Annotated in this window: 13 protein-coding genes; 6 read left to right on the top strand and 7 right to left on the bottom strand. The window is 44.8% G+C overall.

Annotation, left to right across the window (positions count from 1 at the left end):
- Nucleotides 1-196: 196 nt before the first annotated feature.
- Nucleotides 197-3,046: a beta-prism lectin domain-containing protein gene (locus TW84_RS18960; RefSeq protein ID WP_045977194.1), complete on the top strand. Its 2,850-nt coding sequence runs from the start codon at nucleotides 197-199 to the stop codon at nucleotides 3,044-3,046.
- A 40-nt stretch (nucleotides 3,047-3,086) separates the two neighbouring features.
- On the opposite strand, the gene TW84_RS18965 is transcribed toward TW84_RS18960, so the two are convergent.
- On the bottom strand, nucleotides 3,087-3,953 hold the full coding sequence (locus TW84_RS18965) for a hypothetical protein (protein WP_045977195.1): 867 nt from the start codon (nucleotides 3,951-3,953) through the stop codon (nucleotides 3,087-3,089).
- 109 nt (nucleotides 3,954-4,062) lie between these two features.
- A complete protein-coding gene (gene glgX, locus TW84_RS18970; protein ID WP_045977196.1) occupies nucleotides 4,063-6,012 on the bottom strand; it encodes a glycogen debranching protein GlgX in 1,950 nt (649 codons plus the stop codon).
- A gap of 452 nt (nucleotides 6,013-6,464) precedes the next feature.
- On the opposite strand from glgX, the gene lamB reads away from it, so the two are divergent.
- Both lamB and TW84_RS18980 read left to right on the top strand, forming a co-directional pair.
- The gene (gene lamB, locus TW84_RS18975; RefSeq protein ID WP_045977197.1) at nucleotides 6,465-7,700 is read left to right on the top strand and encodes a maltoporin LamB; all 1,236 of its coding nucleotides are present in this window, start codon (nucleotides 6,465-6,467) and stop codon (nucleotides 7,698-7,700) included.
- 115 nt (nucleotides 7,701-7,815) lie between these two features.
- Complete coding sequence (locus tag TW84_RS18980; RefSeq protein ID WP_045977198.1) at nucleotides 7,816-8,655, top strand: MalM family protein; 840 nt, start codon at nucleotides 7,816-7,818, stop codon at nucleotides 8,653-8,655.
- A gap of 64 nt (nucleotides 8,656-8,719) precedes the next feature.
- On the opposite strand, the gene TW84_RS18985 is transcribed toward TW84_RS18980, so the two are convergent.
- Nucleotides 8,720-10,339, bottom strand: a complete 1,620-nt coding sequence (locus TW84_RS18985) for a methyl-accepting chemotaxis protein (protein WP_045977199.1) — start codon at nucleotides 10,337-10,339, stop codon at nucleotides 8,720-8,722.
- Between the two features lie 363 nt (nucleotides 10,340-10,702).
- Between TW84_RS18985 and TW84_RS18995 the strand changes: the two genes are divergently transcribed.
- Nucleotides 10,703-12,613: a methyl-accepting chemotaxis protein gene (locus tag TW84_RS18995; protein ID WP_045977201.1), complete on the top strand. Its 1,911-nt coding sequence runs from the start codon at nucleotides 10,703-10,705 to the stop codon at nucleotides 12,611-12,613.
- Between the two features lie 186 nt (nucleotides 12,614-12,799).
- Here the strand turns inward: TW84_RS18995 and TW84_RS19000 are convergent, their stop codons facing one another.
- Nucleotides 12,800-14,392, bottom strand: a complete 1,593-nt coding sequence (locus TW84_RS19000) for a bacteriohemerythrin (protein ID WP_045977202.1) — start codon at nucleotides 14,390-14,392, stop codon at nucleotides 12,800-12,802.
- Between the two features lie 139 nt (nucleotides 14,393-14,531).
- Nucleotides 14,532-15,743 (bottom strand): MFS transporter, encoded by a 1,212-nt coding sequence (locus TW84_RS19005; RefSeq protein ID WP_045977203.1) that lies wholly within the window; start codon nucleotides 15,741-15,743, stop codon nucleotides 14,532-14,534.
- A 115-nt stretch (nucleotides 15,744-15,858) separates the two neighbouring features.
- Between TW84_RS19005 and soxR the strand changes: the two genes are divergently transcribed.
- Nucleotides 15,859-16,323 carry a redox-sensitive transcriptional activator SoxR gene (soxR, locus tag TW84_RS19010; RefSeq protein ID WP_045977204.1) on the top strand — a complete coding sequence of 155 codons (465 nt, stop codon included), beginning with the start codon at nucleotides 15,859-15,861 and terminating at the stop codon, nucleotides 16,321-16,323.
- Here the strand turns inward: soxR and TW84_RS19015 are convergent.
- Both TW84_RS19015 and TW84_RS19020 read right to left on the bottom strand, forming a co-directional pair.
- The gene (locus TW84_RS19015) at nucleotides 16,297-17,175 is read right to left on the bottom strand and encodes an AEC family transporter (protein WP_045977205.1); all 879 of its coding nucleotides are present in this window, start codon (nucleotides 17,173-17,175) and stop codon (nucleotides 16,297-16,299) included. The genes soxR and TW84_RS19015 overlap by 27 nt on opposite strands.
- Nucleotides 17,176-17,533: 358 nt before the next feature.
- The gene (locus TW84_RS19020; protein WP_045977206.1) at nucleotides 17,534-17,839 is read right to left on the bottom strand and encodes a DUF6482 family protein; all 306 of its coding nucleotides are present in this window, start codon (nucleotides 17,837-17,839) and stop codon (nucleotides 17,534-17,536) included.
- A gap of 79 nt (nucleotides 17,840-17,918) precedes the next feature.
- Between TW84_RS19020 and TW84_RS19025 the strand changes: the two genes are divergently transcribed.
- Entirely contained in the window at nucleotides 17,919-19,382 is a 1,464-nt protein-coding gene (locus TW84_RS19025; protein ID WP_045977207.1) for a cryptochrome/deoxyribodipyrimidine photo-lyase family protein, read from the top strand.
- Nucleotides 19,383-19,522 lie beyond the last annotated feature (140 nt).

Below are 19,522 nucleotides of genomic sequence, written 5' to 3' on the forward strand. Positions count from 1 at the left end.
ATGTCTCGTTTCTAAGATGTCTCATTATTGAGGCGGAAAATTCTCGTCTAATTGTTGAACAGAACAAATTCCATACAGATAATCGGCGCGAAACAATCCTAACCGCTTATGTCTGGATTTAACAACGTAACGGAAGAATTACGCCAGTCTTGAGCAATACATTAATTTGGCAACAAATCAGCGAAGGGTGTTCTTAATGGAACGTAAATTATTAGCAGTGGTATTTGGCTCTATTGCATTAGCCAACATCAGCTTGCCTGCCCATGCATCCGAACCTATGGGATGTATTGTCAGTCAGCAGTCAGGGGAAAAGTATTGCCTTAAAGCGGGAGAACGCTCAGGCTACTCACTTCCTAATTGGATCTATGCTCATCCGGTCGACGTTCTCGCACCGAGTGGTATTTCTGTGATGTTGAGTGACTGGGATAATCTGTCATACAACAGACTGGCCGTTTTTGATTCTTACACGTCAAACGAACAACTTAAAAACGTCAAGGCATATAACGGCCGTTACTTAGACTTTTCTAAACCTCGCTCTATGCGTGTGCTTGCGTCAGAGCAATACCCAGAAGCGTGTATCGTTAGCTTGGAGAGTGGCGAACGATACTGTTTGAAGGAAGGTCAACGTTCTGGTTATTCGTTACCCGACTACATTAAAGGTCATGAAGTAGAAGTACGAGCTCCACAAGGACTCGGAGTCATGCTCAGTGACTGGGATAACCTTTCATACAACCGCTTAGCGGTGTTTGGAGGTTATAAAACTAATAGTCAGCTTGAATCTGTGAAGGCATACAACGGCGAGACACTCGATTTTTCGAACCCTCGCTCTATGCGTGTGGTTGCTTACACTGAGCCAGATAAAAAAATTGAAACTGAGCTGAAATGGTCTTGGCAAGGTAGTCGCTTTAAACCTGGATCCGATCAGGTGATGGTCACGCCAGTTACGGCTCAGCTTAACGACGACAACGGTGACCATCGTATCGATAACCTAGATGTTGCAGATGTCATTGTTGTAACATTTGAAGGCAGCAATTATTCAAGCGGTGGTCTTGTTCGTGCTTTGAGTGGTGTCGATGGTTCAGAGCTATGGAGTTATGGCAATGGTGGTGTTACTGCTGATGCTCGCTACAGCCCAGCTGTTGCTGATTTAGACCACGACGGTATTGTTGAGATTGTCACCACCAGTACAGGCAGCGATTTTATCAAAGTACTCGATAATAACGGTAACGTGAAAAAGCAGATCGCTACAGTTGAATCTGGATGGCGGACGGTAGGAGACATTGCCTTGGCCGATTTGGATGGCGATGGTGATATTGAAATTCTGTCTGCGGATGGCGTCTACGATTATCAATCTGGGCAGCTTGTGTTCAGTCATTCTTGGTCTCCAGCATCAATCAGTGGTGACTTTGACGGTGACAACCGTCAGGAAGTTTTTGCTGATGGTACTTTATTCCAAAGCTCTGGAGCTGTTGATTGGCAGTACAGCGCAGCGGATAAAGTCTGGTTCTCTTCATTGGTTAACCTAGATTCAGATAAGAACCCTGAGTTGGTTGTTTCCGTACCTGCGAGTTACTCATCTGCACAAAACAGTTCGCTGGCGGTATTGGAGCACGATGGAACAACTAAGTGGGAAATCACCAACGAAAATAACCCAGGTGGTGGAGTTCAAGCTGTTTCCAGTTTCCTAGCCGCTTACAGTGAGTCAGTTTCCCAGCAGACAGAAGTGTTTGGTTACGAAAAAGGCAACGCAGAATCGGCGCAGGTTGGTGGTGACAATTTGTTGTACGTGCGCTCCGGTGCTGCAATCGATGCGATTGGTACGGATGCCCATAACACGATTGGTGGAAATGGCGGAGCACTTCGTGATCCTATCGATCTTTCAAATGTTACGGCAATTGACGTCACATACGGCAAGTATTTCTGGGGTGGCCGCCATCTCCTGGCAATGGAATTCTCTTTGAAGAATGGTTCATCTGTAATGGTGGGCTCGAAAAACTATGGCTACCATATGCAAACTAAGCGCTTTGTTCTCCCTGAAGGTGAGAAAGTGACTGGCGTTAACGTTTGGTCGCAAGGCTGGCTGGTCGAAGGGGTTCAGTTTGAGACGGCAACGACAGCAGGCACCGACAACATCGGTATTGTTTACGCAGGTTACAAAGCGGTCGACATGTACAATGCTAAAGGTGAGTTAGTTTGGTCGGTTCAAAACGACGATATTGGCAGCGGCAAGATTGGTGTTTCTGCGTACGACTTTGATGCTGATGGCATCGACGAAGTGCTTGTACAGGATCATTTCAAAGTACGTATCCTTGATGGACAGACGGGTAAAGAGCTAACTGTTATCGAAAACTCGACCGGAACACTTTGGGAGTACCCAATCGTTGTTGATCTCGAGGGCGACAACAATGCTGAAATGATTGTGGTCGCAAACAACTACGACAGCAAGTACAGTATTAACAAGGGCGTGTATGTGTACCAGTCTGCTCAGGCTGACAAACCATGGACCAACGCGACGCGTATCTGGAACCAGCACTCGTTCAACCTGACGAATATTACTCAGGCTGGACAAATTCCAGAAACGTATCAGCCAAGCTGGCTAAGCCACAACACTTACCGATCGAGCACGCTACGCGCGGGAAAAACGGAATTTTCTCCTATCTTTGGCTACCCAAATGGTGATGTTCAAAAAGCGCAAGTGAAAGTGAGCAATGTGCTGCACGTGCGTTCTGGTCTAGCAATTGATGCGGTTGGTACAGATCTTAATGCACTGATTGGTGGTAACGGAGGCGCGTTACGTAACCCAGTTGATTTGAGCCAAGTAGAGAGTATTGAAGTTAGCTCGGGTCACTACCATTGGGGTGGTAACCATATCGTAGCGTTGAAATTTAAGTTCAAGAATGGCTCCTCTGTCATGATGGGCTCTAAAGGCTATGCTTCGCCAATAAAAGTCGAAACTTTCGATATCCCTAAGGGTAAGCAAATCAAAGCGGTCAATGCTTGGACTGCGGGTTGGTTAGTTGACGCGATTCAGTTCGAATTGAACTGATAGCTTGATTAAAACGCCTCACTAATTTGTGAGGCGTTTTTTAATAGGCAGAAATACCAAACTCTCTTAGTTTCACTGGTAGCACATCATCAAGATTATCGATGTCTTCAGATGTTACTTCAATTAAGTCAAATTGGTGGTCTTCATATATTTTTTTGATGCTGGCTTTTTCTTTCTCTGGAAAAGCACCATTATCGCGCCCCCAAAATTGTAGATAGACTTTGCCAGTAGGTAAGTAAAAATCACTCAGCACATCTTCATCAATCGGTAACTGACGGTCATAAGCATGAACAATACCATTCATATAAAGCCAGTTGTCGATCTTTAACTCGCCTTTGGTGCGTACATAGTGTCCATCGAGAGTTCGGTGTTTAGCTTCGAACTTTTGTCTGAAACTAGATATCGATTTATCTGTTGAGTGCGCTTCGGCATCCTGACCTGAAAATTCTATGACCGATTGCTTAAGACGCTTATTGCGCACAATTGAGTCATGCCAAACAACAAAATGATTGCCAGTGTCTTTATCTTGTCGCTGATAGCCACCGACTTTGAGGCCATTGAGCGTGACTTCCCAACCATCGTCGATCTTTTGCAACCAACCCAGCTCCTGAAGGAGTTGGTTGATTTTTTTCGCATTGAGGAAGAAACGCTCGCCGATTTGAGTCGCACTCAAAGGCTTACCGCTTGTTGCGGCAGTGTCTATCAGAAGGTTTTCTGGCCAGACGATAAACTGGCCAAACTTTTGATGCTGAACATACTCTCCGCCAAATTTTTCTCCGAGCTCAGTTAAAACCCACGAATCCTCTGAACGATTGATATAACCTGCCAGCTTAAGCTCCTGAAACAACTGCCTAGCGTCAGTTTGACGTAACTTTGCTATCGCAGTCGTGGAGATTTTTTCAGCCATATGTCCTCTTTAGCAATGCCACCAGTTTAGAGATATTGTTTGAGATAAAACTTATCTAATCAAGCAGATAGTTGCTGTTATGATAGCGACTTATCACAACAGCATAAGATTAGGCCCGCGAATGGAAGATAGCCATTGAACATGGTGCGATGAGGACTTGCTTTTGATCAATAGTTTGATGCAACTTGTGGTTGTCAGTGTTACATACCATGATCCACTGCTGATCATTCTCATACGGTAAACTGAAGCGCGCTGGTGCATTGGTTTGGTTGATGCAATAGAACAATTCATCCCCTTTTTGGCCAATACCTAACTGAAGGGCAACTGAACAAAGCTGATTCCAATCATCGTGTTCCATGAAGGTACCGTCAATGCGTCGCCAATGGATGCGATTGTCGTTTCTATTTTCACCACTGAAAGCCCGAATAAAAGGGGCCATGTAGGTTTGTCGTGCCAGAACCATGTTTGCCAACCAAGATTTGAACTCATCTTTTTTTAGAGAAGGCTGCCAATTTAGCCAACTTAACTCATTGTCTTGACAATAGGCATTGTTGTTGCCTTTTTGGCTATGAGAGAGCACGTCAGCGGTCAGTATATGCGGAATACCAAAAGCGAATAGAAGGCTAGCCATAAAGTTACGCTTTTGTTTTTCGCGTTTGTCTATGATGGTTGGGTTTTCAGTATCACCTTCCACACCATAGTTATCGGAGCGATTGTCCCCGTGACCATCTCGGTTTTGTTCGCCGTTTGCTCCATTGTGTTTCTGACGGTAGGAGACCAGATCCTGCATTGAGAAACCATCATGATAGGTAATGTAGTTAACGGTCAGTTTATAAGGCCAGTTAGCTGCACTGTATAAGTCACGAGACCCCATCAGACGGGTAGCAAACTCTTTTAGATAGCCTTGGTCGCCGCGCCAGAAACTGCGGGTTATATCTCTTAATCTGTCGTTGCACTCGTTCCAACCAAAAGGAAAGTTACCGACCTGATAGCCGTTGGGCCCTATATCCCATGGTTCGGCAATAAGCTTGACCTCTTTGAGAACGGGATCTTGTGCAACCGCTTTGAAGAACCCTGAGTTTGTATTGAAGTTTTCACCCTCACGACCCAAGGTAGCAGCAAGATCAAAACGGAACCCATCAATCTGGTATTCTTCGACCCAATACCTCAAAGTATCCATTACTAGATTGAGCGTCGGTTGGTATGATAAGTCAAGGGTGTTCCCGCAACCCGTAAAATTTGCAAAATGTTCGCCGTGCTTAAAGTAGTAACGATCATCCAAGGCTTTTAAGTTAAACACTGGGCCTCTTTCATCGCCTTCTGCCGTATGGTTGTAAACCACATCAAGAATGACTTCGATACCGTGACGGTGTAGTTCTCTAATTGCTGTTTTTAACTCGAACACCGCATCCTTGTCTGCATAGCGAGGATCAGGAGCCATAAAAACATAAGGGTTGTAACCCCAATAGTTTACTTTATCCATCTCCAGGAGGTGCGGTTCATGCATACAGGCTGCAATTGGTAGCAACTGTAAAGTATTGATGTTCTGCTGTTTATAGAACTTGAGCATGGCTTCACTGACTAACCCTAGGTATCGCCCTTGATGCTCTGGATGTACGTCTGGATTGAGCTTGGTGACACCTTTGACATGGGTTTCAAACAGTACCATCTCTTCGCGAGGGCGGTGTGGTTTGGCCACGTCTTGCCAATCGAACTTGTCATCTGTGACGATGCTTTTAGCTAACTCAAAACTTTTTGCCGAATTAAAGGGAATAGAATAAAAAAGGGGCCTATCTAACGACTTGGCATATGGATCGGAAATCAATCGTTGATTTTCTTTGTCATCAACAATAAATCCATATTTCTGACCTGCTTTGATACCAGAAACAAAAGTGTGTTTTATACCCGCATATTCGTGTGTTAACGGATAGGTTTGGTAATTATTGCTTTCATCAAAAAGCGCAAGTAACAGTGTTTTATTCTTAGGCGCGTGAATCGCGAAGTTGCAGCCTTCGTGATTCAACGTGGCACCCAGTGGATAGGGGCGAGAACAAGGCATCGTCAATATTTGATATTAGTTTGTAATTTAGTAACTACAAGTAAGTAAATAGCTTTGTTGCAGAGACGTCAAGAACCTTATGTATAAATTAAAAATGTAATTTTTTTTCAGTTCGGTGGCGTTTTTTTGTTTAAAAGGTGAACTGTGTTGTGTTTTGTGAGGTGATGATAAAAGAATCTAATACCTCCTCCCCCTTATATTTGTGACATAAGCCTAATGTACGTTGTTCGGTTATTTTTCTACTCCCTTCTCATCCCCCCAAAATAAGTGTTAGGCGGAGGAAGTCATCCTTGAGTCTTATCGGTAATCTTGTCAGCAGTTGAAACAAAAGAGGGTTAGGTAATCGAGCTTAGCCCATCTTACCTCTCTTTTTTGATGGGTTCTGTTGCTGCCTTTTCAGAGCGAATCAACGAGCGAGTTAAAAGAATAATAATCCCTAAATGGAGTTAAAAATGAAAAAAGTAAGTTTAATTGCTGCCGCAGTGGCGACAACATTAGCAGCTGGTTCTGCTTTTGCGGTCGATTTCAATGGTTATTTCCGTGCTGGTACTGGCATCAGTGACAATACGGGCGGTGATGTCTCTGTAAGCAAAAACGGTATTGGTCGTCTCGGTAACGAAAACGACAACTACTACGAGTTTGGTTTTGCAGAAGAGCTGAAAACTGGTGAACAAACTTGGCGCGTTGAATCAATGTTGGCGAAAGGTGATGATGGTATATCAGGCTGGGAAGCTGGAGATATAAACGTCGCCCAGTTCGCAGTGAAAGCAAAAGGACTGATTGCATCAGATAAAGAAGCAACCATGTGGGCGGGTAAAACGTATTACCAACGTAAAGATATCCACATCACTGACTTCTACTTCCTAAACACGTCTGGTACTGGTGGCGGTATTGAGAACCTTTCAGTAGGTAACCAAAAGCTTTCTGTTGCGATTCTTCAAGATGGAGAAGCGACAACAACAGTTGGAAATAAAACAGTGGCACAATCTGAAGGCTATATTCTAGATGCCCGTCTTGCAAATATTGGCCTTTGGGAAGAGGCATCTCTTGAACTAGCACTGGCTTACAACTTTTCTACAGAAACAGCTGACGGCACTGAAGCGGCAGATGACGGTCTACTAGCGTCTGCGATTATTCACCAAGGTATGTCTAACGGCTTTAACCAAACAGTACTTCAATATGGTACTAATGGCTATGGTACCCAAGTGGCTAACTTTGGCTCTGGCGCATATTACAATCGTGGTAATGATTCACAGAATGACGCATCTGGCTACCGTTTGATCAACTGGGGTGTAATGAACCTCGGTGAAAACTGGGAAATGGGCCACCAGCTCGCTTACTTAGCAGGTAGTGACATCGGTAACGATACCAACTCTTCTAAGTTTGACATTGACCAATACTCGGTAGTTGTTCGCCCTATGTATAAGTGGAACGACACAATGCGTACTATCTTTGAGGCGGGTGTAAACTCAGGTGAGAAGATCAACTCTGTAGGCACTGCGACTGAAGATTTCGGTAATACTAAACTGACTGTGGCTCAAGGCTGGGCGATGGGTGACAGCTTCTGGGCACGTCCAGAACTGCGTGTATACGGTTCTTACATCACTGATACTGAAAACGATAACGCATTTGGTACTGGCGAAGACTCTGAATACGTTGTTGGTGTTCAGGTAGAAGCTTGGTGGTAACAGACAAATGACTGTCCTAATTGTCTAAGTCCGATTATGATAGCCGACAATTGTCGGCTATTTTTTTAAGCACTTTTCCCCTAAGTATTTAAAAAAATAAAATAAGGAAAACCCTATGTATTTTCGTGCCCTCGTTCTTAGTGGTTGCGTTGCGCTAGCAGGCTGCCAATCCCCGGAAATCATCCAGCAAGTGCAAACGGCTCAAGCTGAGCAAGTAGAGTCTATCTCTGCGTTGCAAGCCGTGACAATGAAGCTACCTAGTAGCACTATTGTTGAAATCACCTCGCAGTCTCAAGCGCTGAAATATCAGAACATCAATAGTCATGTTGCTATGTTTGAGCTACCCGCAGATCGTGGTGAGTACTCAATTACCATCACCAGTATGATTGAAGACACGGCATTTGTGCCTAGAGCGATAATTGTTGATAAGAACGGTCGTGAGCTAGAGAGTTATGGAAGCGACAAATTTGAGTACACCAAGCCGCGCTTAAATCTTGGTAACCGTTTAGTTGCAGAGGTTGATTTCTTCCCCCCAACTCATACTGAGTCTGTTTATCTGATTGTTTACACCGATAAAAGTGACTTGGGCAAAACGACCATGGTTGCACATCCTGCAAGATTAGATGCGGAGGGGCGTGGCAACTATCTACCGGAAGTTAAAGACATTGCGATTCCAAATTCTGAGTATGGCAAAGTTGAAGTCTCAATTGATCGATTAGGTTTCTTCAAGCAATTGGGGTCTTCAAGCTCAGCAGAAACTAACACCAAACCAGTGATGGCCAAGAGTGTTGAAGTTGTACAGCCTGAAACTCAAAAATACTACCATCGGGCGATCTCCGCTGCAGTTGAGTCGAATGATTTAAACAAGGCAATCAGTCTATTGGAAGAAGCGAAGGCACTGAATGTTGAAGGTGCACAGGAAATCTTCGTAAAAGCAGTGAACGCTAAAAAGTAAGAAATAGCTAACAATAAAAAGCCGCTGCCACATTCATTTAGCAGCGGCTTTTTTGCTGATAGGGTTAAACCTTAAAATATCTGAGTTGCCCCGTTAATTGCTCGGCGGTATTGGCCATCAACTGGCTGTCTTCAGCGAGTGATTGGGATGCTTGCAAAACCTCATTGGCTGCCATGTGGATACCTGAAACATTTTCGTTCATTTCTGTTGCCACTGTACTTTGTTGTTCTGAAGCGGCTGCGATTTGAGCGACCATATCATTCGCGTTTTGCATTTCATTGACGATCGCATCCAACTGCTCACGGGTTTTCTTAGATGCAGAGACACTTTCGTCGACTCTTTCATTGCTGCTTTGCATGGCAGAGAAGGTTTTGTCTGCTTGTTCAATCAGTTTTTCAATTGTCAGCTGAACTTCATTGGTGGAGTTCTGTGTGCGACTTGCTAGATTTCGTACTTCATCGGCGACCACCGCAAAACCGCGCCCTTGTTCTCCCGCCCGGGCTGCTTCAATAGCTGCATTTAAGGCGAGTAAATTGGTTTGCTCAGAAACATCTCGAATCACGCTCACCACGTTACTGATGTCATTTACGCCAGTTTGGAGTTCCGTTACCAAATCGTGAGCCGTTGAAATATTACGAGAAACCTCTGCAATCGTGTTTGACGTCGTTTTCATTGTTTGATCATTGCGATGAGCATGATCGACGACTTTGTTTGTACTCACAGAAGTATTTTCAGCGTTAGTTGCAACATCATTGATGGTGGCACTCATTTCTGTCATTGCGGTAGAAAGAAGCTCTAATTGGGTATGCTGCGAATTGACGCTGGTTGCGGCCTCTTCGCTGGCTTGGGCGATATTGCATGCCATTGCGCTGGATTGTTCCGCAGACTGATGCGCGGTGCGCAGAGTGTTCTGAAGTTTGCTCAGCATCTTGTCGATCTGTTGGCTCATTTCTCCTAACTCATCTTTTCTCGACATATTCATGCGTACTCTAAGATCCCCATCAGCAATCTTATGAGTGTTATCGATCAATCGGTGCAATGGTATGAGGATGTTGTTTGAAATTGTGTAACCCATGGCGAGCAGGATGGCTGACAGAATAGAAGCAACAAACGCCTCTTGCAAGGCAAGAGCATAAAATGCCTCTTGAATGTCGGCGACGAGAAGACCGGAGCCAATAATCCAACCCCATTCGGGGAAGAGTTGAACGTAGGAAATCTTATCTTTCAGTTCCCCTTGTGGGCTCTTCCACTGATAGTCAAGGAAGCCTTTTTGTGCGCTGGTCTGAGAAATAGCGACCATTTCGCGCCAGTGAAATTTACCCGCACCATCTTGAAAGCTTTCGGCATTTTTTCCATTGAGCGCGGGTTTAACCGGATGCATGACAACCTGCATCTCCTGATTGAGAATCCAAAAATAATTAGCCTCGTTATAGCGAAGCGCTTCGATGGCGCTTAACGCTTGTTGCTTCGCTACTTCTTCCCCTAAAGTCTTTCTCTGATCGTAATAGTGCCGGACCAGAGTCACGGTAGCTTCCACTTGTGCACTGAGCTTGTCCTCTCGTTCACTCATGGAGCTATTCCGTTGTTGGATCAAATTATAGATACAGGCCATAGCAATAAAAATTATTGCCAAGGTAACTATGGTCGCCAGTTTATATTTGACGTTGAGATCGCTGAGTTTCATCGTTAAGCCATTCTTATAGTTTGTGTTTTGATTTTGAAGGTGAGTAGAAAGGCTATTCAATGTTTAGATGTTGGAAATTGATTTCTGTCATAAATATTTTGTATTCACATTGTTACATATTTATAGGGTGCGCCGGTTCAAAATGAGAGGCTTGATATTTGTTTTGTTTGATGGACTGGTTCACATATTTGGATGTATTGCTATCGTGAATGCCTTCAAACTGTTTCAATTAGGTGTCAAATTTGGTGTTTGGTCATATTCCTACCACAATCTATTAATAAACTTATTTATTAGATCGTGCATATGTCCTGATGGAATGGTGTATGGAAAGTTTATGGATAATGAAAATAGGGACGAGAAGAGATGAGAAATCTGGGTTTTAAAAAGTTATTGCTCATGTCCATTATTGCGCTGGTGGTCTTATCGGTGTCTGTTTCTAGTTACGTAGCTTATGTGAAGCAGGAAGAGACACTGGTCGAGTTAATTACTGCTTCTAACCAGAGCTATGTGAAGGGGCAAGCACAAAAGATTGCTGAACAGCTCGGAGAGAAAGTGGGTGGCTTAGAGAAATTGGGCAAGCAATTTGAAAATAAAGAAATCACAGGCACACCTGATGATTTTATTGAGCTCACTCATATCATCGCTAATGCAACCAATCTAAATAGCTCCGTGGTTGCATTTACTAATGGCGATGCCTATTGGAACCAAGATGCCGCTACTTGGCCCAACCACAAGTTTGAAGGAGATGTCACCACCCGAGGATGGTATCAGGCAGGTCGACAGAGCTCGACCGCTTCGATGACTGAACCTTATCAAGGTAGCGGCGGCGGGGAGTACTGGGTATCAATTGTACGTAAGACCCTGAGTGGTATGATTTCCGTCGATATGCAGCTGGGTTTTCTCAATGAGATTGCTAAGAGCGCCAATAGTATCCCAGGAGCGGTTGCTGTTATTTTGAATAGCGATACGACAATTTTGGCTTCTTCAATGGATAATGTTGAGGCAGGCAACAAGACCGACAAATATCCTTGGCTCAACACGGTAGCCAACAAAGCTATTGGTCAGACGGATGTGGTTTATGATGGCCACCAAGACGACATTGATAAACTGTTCTTTTCCCATGAAATCAATATCGCAGGTAAAAAGTGGTATTTTGTAGTCGGTCTGGACAAAGACATTGCATTTGCCGACCTAGCTTCTGCTAAGCAAGCTGCCATCCTGACCGCGGTGATAGCGACTCTCATCAGTATTGTTATTGCTTTGTTTGTGATGCAGGTACTGTATCGTCCAATCTTAGTGCTCAAAGAGACAATTGCAGGTTTGAGTGAAGGGAATGGAGATCTGACGCAACGCATTACGGTTACCACCAACGATGATTTAGGTCAGATTTCTGAGGGTGTGAATAAGTTCATTGCCAGCTTACAATCCATGATGTTGGAGATCAGTGAAGCCACCAATCAGCTGAACGGGAACGTTGATCGTATGCGAGATCAGAGTCAACGTAATTCGTCTATTCTTCAGAGCCATGTTCAGGAAACGGAACAGGTGGTGACAGCGATAGAAGAAATGAACTCTACTGCTGAAGCGATGGCAACCGATGCGGCCAATACCGCGCAGCTGACGCACAAAGCCAACGAAGCGGGTTCTGCTTCGAAAGTGACGGTAACTCAGGCGCAAAGTAATGTTCAGGATTTAGTGGATGATGTGAGTGTGGCCTCTGAAAATGTTAACAAGATGGCTGCAGAGACGGATGGTATTAACACTATTTTGGGTGTTATCGGTGATATTGCTGAGCAAACCAACTTACTGGCTTTGAACGCTGCTATTGAGGCAGCTCGCGCAGGCGAACAGGGTCGTGGTTTTGCCGTGGTTGCCGATGAGGTTCGTAAGCTGGCCAGTCGTACCAAAGACAGTACTGAAGAAATTGAGTCGGCGTTGGCGAGTCTGCTGCGAGGCAGCCAGTCAGTGGTAGATTCAATGGACTCGACTAAAGACAAATGTGGACAAACGGCAGAAGGAGCGGGTGAAGTGGCTCAAAGTCTCGATGTGATGACGGATTTTGTCACTGAAATTAATGACTTGAGTACGCAGATTGCTACAGCTGCGGAAGAGCAGAGCAGTGTGACCCAAGAGTTAAGTCGCAATATGAGTGCGATTAACGATATTGTCGGTGAACTAGACAGTAACGGCCAGCAGGCACTCGAAGACGCGCACAGTATTGCTGACATTAACGGCCATTTATCGAGTATCGTGAGTCGATTCAAGCTTTCGTGATTTGAGCGCATCCAATGAAGAGCCTTGCTTGTAGCAAGGCTTTTTTTGTATCTACCCTAGAGCCAACAGAGACACTGACAATTTGGGGGCGATATGTTTGTTTCTCGTGAGACTGCAAGTCCCTCTATTGGCTGAGATCGAGGAAGAAGATGTGCCTCTGGCCCGCTTGGCGATGGCGAAAACGACTCAGTTTAAACCGTTCTGTTTGAAAGCGTCTGTGTAAGCTTTATCTTCGCGCATAATATGCTGGCTTAACCAGTTTTTAAGGAAGCTCATTAGCTCTTCACCTATGTCTTCTCCGCGCTCAACCCGTTTTTGAAACGCCAACACTTCATCGACCAGTTGAGCGTGTTTATCAATGTGTTCCTGTGTCTGCTCATAGCCAATCTGAGCAAACAGAGTTTCTTCATATTTAAAGTGGTTAGCCGTGTAATCGATCAAACCTTGTACGACGCGTTTGACTGAAGAAAGACCATAGTTGTGTTTGAGTAAGTAATACAGCTCATTAATCAAATGCAGCAAGGTCTGATGTTGGCGGTTAATTTCATCCAGCCCGATATCGAGCTGCTCATTCCACTCCATCAGCTTTTCGCGCTTTGACTCTTCCTGCTGAATCTGAGTTGGGTTGGTTGCGAATCGGTGAAGCAACGAATCAATTTCTCCCGACAAGTTTCGTACTGTGATACTGGCGCGTAGTGTTTCACGTGTCGACTGGACGTTGTTGTCAGATTCCTGTGTGATTTGCTGTAAGCAATTGTCAAGATCGTGAGTTTGACTCAATTGCGCTTCTGAGGAACGAGCGATCTGCTGTCCATAAGAGCGGACTTCTTCAATTTGTAGATTTAGTGCCTTAAATGACTGTTCAGCGGTTGACGCTAAGGCCAAAGATTTATCCATACTGATTTTATTTTCTTTCATCGTTTCCAAAACGTCATCGGTTTTGGTTTGTAGGTTGTTGATCTTATCTCGGATCTCTTCCGTCGCTTCCTGAGTTCGCATTGCCAGAGTGCGAACTTCATCAGCAACGACCGCGAAGCCTCGCCCTTGTTCACCAGCACGGGCACTTTCAATGGCTGCATTCAGTGCCAGCAAATTGGTTTGGTCGGCGATGCTGCTGATGGTTTCCATTACTTGGCTAATTTGAGAGGTTTCTGCCATCAGAGATTGGAAATGTTCATTGGAATTATCGATATGTTGGTTGGCACTATTGAGAGCTTCTTCTAGTGCTACCATATCGCGCGAGCCCTGATCCGCTTTGTGTTTGGCTTCGTTTGCTAATCTAGAGGTGGATTCGCAATGTTCAGAGACTTGCTGAGTGATATCTGACAACTGATTAATGATAGCCTTAGCGCTGTCGACATCTTGTTTTTGGCCAATGGCACCCGCTTGCGATACTTCGGAATCTTTTTGCATGGTATCTGCGACGTCCAGTAGCCTTGCTGTGGACTTACCAAGGGTATGCACGGTGCGCGAGATATCTTCACCGATGCGATTGACTGTACGGGACAATGATCGCGCTTCTGGATCTTGGAGCGGGATACGAACGGTGAGATCCCCCTCTGAGAGCTGTTTGGCCGCCTTTCGTACTTGGTTTAGCGTCTGACTTAAGGCATAAAACATAGCCAACATTAGGCAATGGTACAGTACCAGAGCGAATATTCCGAACCACGCTTGTGCGAGCATCAAATAGAGGGTTGCTGGCAAAACCAAAATGGATAACACGACGATCCACTGGATGGGATTGAACTGACTGAATTTTTCGGCAAGAGTGTCAAACATACCCCAACTCCTTGGCGGAATATCTAAAGTACTACCTAATAAATTTAGGTCAAAGATTCAGATATCCCTACCCAGTCGGTGCGTATTTTCTGGTTTTCTGTCGATCCAGCCCTAATTTATCGAACTACATGATGGTGTTTTAGTTCTGAATAACGACCTCTGGCTCAATATCATTGTGTTTGTTGAGCTTATGCATCGTTAACGCTGCGCCTATCATAATGACTGCCGCCAGTATGAAGCCATATTGAGTAAGCTCATAATGGCTCAATAAAGCGATTATTGTATAGCTGACGCTCTGCGCCATGGTTGCAAACATCTGCAATCCACCATCAGCTCGACCTCTCTGGTCAACCCTAATGGTAAGGTGCATCCAATTGGTTCGAGCAATGCGATTGAGAGCGTTAAATGAACCGAAAAACAGCGTGAATATCAATAAGTATGCTGGGTGAGTAGAGAAGCTCATGCCAATCAGCATTGTGGACGCTATGGTCATTGAGTACAGCATGGTGGACTGGTGAGATGCCAGATTGAGCAATTTGGTGACAAATAAACCTGTCACTAAAGACCCTAAGCCAAAGGCGATATTGTAGCCTGCATACCAGTCTCCCGAGATCCCGACTTCAGAAAACCAGATCGGCACCAGCTTGCTTAAGAAGGTCAGGATGGGATAACTCAAGGCTGAGAGTAATAAGAATGCGTAAAAGCGAGGCTGAGCGGCGAATATATCCTTGCTCTCTCTCATTTGGCCAATAAAGGAGGTGGTTTTGCTCTGACGTAACTTGTGACGATATGGAGTCACTAGATAGCTTAACGTTGACAAGCCAGACGCGACTGCAGCAAACGCTGCAAATTCAAGCATTCCCCATATTTGCAGTAAAACAATACCTAACGCGCCAGCACCCAAAGTCGTACCCTGTAGAATGATTTCCTGCTTGCCCGAAATTGCCGCGTACTCATGCGGATCATAGTTTTCCTGCGTAAAAGCGTTGTTTGCAGTCCAAGCAAGGTTGCTTGAAACCCAGAAGAGTAATTGCGCAGCAGCGAGTAGCCAGTTTGAGTCCAATCCCAGGCCATAGGCCGACATGACGATAGCAGCTGTAGAGGATTGCAATATTTGCACTATTACCAGAATCGACTTTCTTGAATACCTGTCGATAAGAGTGGAAAACAAAGGTGTAAGAAAAAAGGAAATCGCTGTACAAGCTAAGGCAACCATAGCCACAAAAGGGCCTATACCTGACGTTTCCAGCATGACCCAAGGTAAAGCCATCATAAATAAACCGGAAGAAATTCCATCAAAGAAACGGCCACTCAAGTAGGGCATAGTTCTATTTTTCATCATTAATTGCATTGTTATTTTCCACTTCAAGCCAACTTGGTGTTAATCTAAAACCTCAAGTTAACTTAAGGTAAAGCGTTTTTTTGTGTTTATTTAACTGAGATAGCCAGAGAGGAAGGAAAGGTATATGGAAATGACGGTCGGGGAGGTTGCAAAGCGTGCTGGGGTAAAAGTCTCTGCGCTGCACTTTTACGAGAACAAGGGGCTTATCTTCAGTTGGCGAAATCAAGGCAATCAACGTCGCTATCACCGTAGTGTGTTACGCCGAATCGCTGTAATCAAAGCCGCGCAGGAAGTCGGACTAACATTGGAAGAGATTGCCCGCTCTCTGTCTCACTTACCTAAACATCAAGCACCTAATCGTCAACAATGGGAGCGGATGGCCTCAGGGTGGCATGACTTGCTGGATCATCGAATTCAACAGCTCAAAGCATTGCAGGATGACCTCGGAGGCTGCATCGGTTGTGGCTGTTTATCGATGGAATCTTGTGCCATTTACAACCCACAGGACGTTCGTGCTGAAACATTCAAAGGGAAAACAATGCTCACTAATCCCGAAGAATGGTCAATTGAGGGACAGAGCGAAAGTTAATAGTAGTGGTAAGGTTAGAATACTGAAGAAGTTGCCAAACAGTACCATGGATGCCACACGATTCGGCTCGATGTTAAATCGTTCTGCAAACATATAATTCATGACGGCGGGCGGGAGCATAGTAAACAGCACCATCATTTGTAACTGCATGGGTGGCAGAGGGATAAAGGTATAAATTATCCAGAAAGCGGCCGCACCCGTTGCCAGAGACTGAATAGTGCAGAAAATCCCCACTCTAAGCCCGCTCAATCGCATATTACACATCTGTGCACCCAGTGAGAGTAGCATTACTGGTACTGCCGCTTGGCCGAGCAACGCCGTCGCTTCATAAAGTGGTTCCCACACACCGAGCCCACTTAGGTTAAGCACCATGGCGGTAAATGCAGCGAGGAAGACTGGCATACGAATGACTTGCTTAAAAGGGTTTCCTTCACTTAGCAGCGCGAGTCCGAGACTCACGTGGATACAGGCTGAAACAACGAACAATAGCACTGCGGATGCCAAGGCTGTATCACCAAAGGTATAAGTAAATAGTGGAATCGCCAGATTACCACTGTTACGAAACATGTGAGGGGGAGCCCATGCTTTATAACGCAGGCCTGCAAGTTTACAGGTGGGGATCATTAAAACCCCCGGCAAGAGTACCGCGATCAATGAGGCGCTCAGCAGCGGGACTTGTGCGGTGTCCAACGGCATTGAAACTAATGACGAAAACACTAATGCTGGTGTAAACGCATCCATATTGATGCGATTGATTGGGCGAAAGTCAGGTTTGAGCCAGCGTCCAACAGAAAAACCGACTAAAACCAAGGCGAAGACCGGGAATAGAATCCCTATAACCTGCTCCAACATATTCGTCCTTGAATCCGATTGAGTACTTTTAGCAAAGTACCGGATAAACAGACAATTTAATACGATGAGGTGAAAAAAATGTGTTGGAAGGGGGCCCACGATTCATCAATGGTTTTTTCATCGTCGGTTTAGCCATAGAGTTCCTTATGGATAAACCGACAAAGCCCATGATGAGTGGTTTGCGATGTTCAGGCTTGGTATTAAGTTTTGCTGCTTGCGTGCGAATGAAGTCGCTGATGATGGAAAGTATGCTCGATCTGCGGTAGAAATACGCGACAACAGCGTTGATGGTAACACTGAAGTGATATTGTTACACCGAACTCACGGGATGGTTGCCCCCAGTAATTGTCGACCCTAATCAGTAATATTGATTGTCAACTAATGGCACTTCCAGAGTATTACTGGATTCTTTTGTCGGGCAACCCACCATTTCGTCATAGGCACTGGTGTGTCGCAAGTATTGTTGCTTGACATTTAGCTTTGCACATTTCTTCTGCATTTCAACTACTGACAAGGCTCTTAGCATTTGCCCTTGCTCATCCAACACATGAAACTCTTGGCCTTCTATCACGACAGATGCTTGGTAAAGTGATAGGTCGAGTGATTGAATAATCAACCTATCGATAAAGAAGAATTTTTCTAGCTTACTCAGACTCATTTTCATAGTACTTACCCGTCACTACTAAATGTCATTGATATTGTTTTACAGATTGTTCGTATCAAAGAATGATACGAGGGATACTATGAAAAAGATTAACCTAGTCTGGCTCAAACGCGATCTTAGGCTTACCGATCATGCACCGCTTAATGCGGCGCTTTGCTCTGGCACTCCGACGCTTATTTTTTATGTGTTTGAACCCGATTTACTCGCCAATGTCCATTATTCAGAAAGACACTGGCGTTTTGTTTGGCAGTCACTTGGGGATCTTGACTCCCACCTAGAGCCTTTCAACGCCAAGGTGTTGGTAGGAAAATGTGATGTAATAAGCTTTCTTGACACCCTTTCTGAGCAGTTTCATATAAACGCTCTCTACTCGCATCAAGAAATTGGACTAGACGTAACCTTTCGACGTGACAGACGGGTAATGCAGTGGTGTAAAGAGCGTCAAATTCGCTGGCATGAGTTTGCCAGTGGTGCTGTAATCAGAGGCTGTAAAAAAAGAATAAATTGGGATAAGCATTGGCATAGTGTGATGCGAGCTCCGCTGCAAACGGTTGTGTTGACTTCCGACGTTCTTGTGCCCAACCTCAACGAAAACTTTGGCATTTCTTTTACACCGCCCAGAGCATGGCTAAATAAGGTGCCAGGTATTCAGACAGGGGGAGCAAAGGTGGGCTGGGCAACATTAGATGACTTTTTTTCTCGGAGAGGTAAGCACTATTACTGTTCTATTTCTAGCCCCACTGCTTCTCGTGAGGCTTGTTCACGTTTGTCTCCTTATTTGGCTTGGGGCAATTTATCATTGCGTGAGGTATACCAATGTCTACTGACCCACTGGAACGACAGAGGAATGAGAAGAAGTTTAATTGCATTGTCTTCTAGGCTGCATTGGCATTGCCACTTTATCCAAAAATTCGAGTCAGAGCATCAGATGGAATTCAGGTGTATCAATCGTGGTTATGAGTCACTGATTAGACATTCATCAAAGCAAAACAGCATTCATCTGCATGCTTGGAAAGAGGGGCAAACGGGCTACCCCCTTGTCGATGCTTGCATGAGATGTCTTGCACATACAGGTTATCTAAACTTTCGGATGAGAGCGATGCTAGTCAGTTTCTTAACCCATCATTTGGCCCAAGATTGGCGAAACGGTGTCGCTCATCTTGCCTGTTTATTTTTGGACTTCGACCCAGGTATTCATTACGCACAATTTCAAATGCAAGCAGGCGTGACAGGCATCAATACAATAAGAATCTATAACCCGACCAAACAAGCGATGGATCATGACCACTACGGGTTTTTCATTAAAAAATGGGTACCAGAACTTAACAGCGTTCCGACCCCATTGGTTTTTGAACCTTGGAAGATGAGCGCAATGGAAGCACTGATGTATAGTATCGAACCAGACAGCATATACTTAAACCCCATTATTAACCTCGATACAGCTAGTAGAGAAGCGAGAGACAGGCTTTGGTCCTGGAAAAAGAGACAAGAAGTGGCTTTGGAAGCCAAAAGAATACTCTCCATCCATGTGAGAAGCGATTGATCGAATAATATAGATAAGACGTAATAAAGTTTTAATTTTGTGTAGTTTGGGGAGCACGTCATGTTCAGGCCAACCTTAATAGTAACTGCAATGCTGTTTTTACTCTTCTCCTACTTGGCGGCTTAACTATGCGCCTGTTA

It is taken from the genome of Vibrio neptunius (assembly GCF_000967495.1).
In the GTDB taxonomy this organism is placed as follows: Bacteria; Pseudomonadota; Gammaproteobacteria; order Enterobacterales; family Vibrionaceae; genus Vibrio; species Vibrio neptunius.

Bases quoted from the DNA above. Each gene is read 5' to 3' on its own strand.
- TW84_RS18965 (WP_045977195.1), bottom strand. From the start codon at position 3,953: ATGGCTGAAAAAATCTCCACGACTGCGATAGCAAAGTTACGTCAAACT.
- TW84_RS19015 (WP_045977205.1), bottom strand. From the start codon at position 17,175: ATGTTGGAGCAGGTTATAGGGATTCTATTCCCGGTCTTCGCCTTGGTT.
- TW84_RS19020 (WP_045977206.1), bottom strand. From the start codon at position 17,839: ATGAAAATGAGTCTGAGTAAGCTAGAAAAATTCTTCTTTATCGATAGG.
- TW84_RS18985 (WP_045977199.1), bottom strand. From the start codon at position 10,339: ATGAAACTCAGCGATCTCAACGTCAAATATAAACTGGCGACCATAGTT.
- TW84_RS19005 (WP_045977203.1), bottom strand. From the start codon at position 15,743: ATGCAATTAATGATGAAAAATAGAACTATGCCCTACTTGAGTGGCCGT.
- TW84_RS18995 (WP_045977201.1), top strand. From the start codon at position 10,703: ATGAGAAATCTGGGTTTTAAAAAGTTATTGCTCATGTCCATTATTGCG.
- soxR (WP_045977204.1), top strand. From the start codon at position 15,859: ATGGAAATGACGGTCGGGGAGGTTGCAAAGCGTGCTGGGGTAAAAGTC.
- TW84_RS19000 (WP_045977202.1), bottom strand. From the start codon at position 14,392: ATGTTTGACACTCTTGCCGAAAAATTCAGTCAGTTCAATCCCATCCAG.
- TW84_RS18960 (WP_045977194.1), top strand. From the start codon at position 197: ATGGAACGTAAATTATTAGCAGTGGTATTTGGCTCTATTGCATTAGCC.
- lamB (WP_045977197.1), top strand. From the start codon at position 6,465: ATGAAAAAAGTAAGTTTAATTGCTGCCGCAGTGGCGACAACATTAGCA.
- TW84_RS18980 (WP_045977198.1), top strand. From the start codon at position 7,816: ATGTATTTTCGTGCCCTCGTTCTTAGTGGTTGCGTTGCGCTAGCAGGC.
- glgX (WP_045977196.1), bottom strand. From the start codon at position 6,012: ATGCCTTGTTCTCGCCCCTATCCACTGGGTGCCACGTTGAATCACGAA.
- TW84_RS19025 (WP_045977207.1), top strand. From the start codon at position 17,919: ATGAAAAAGATTAACCTAGTCTGGCTCAAACGCGATCTTAGGCTTACC.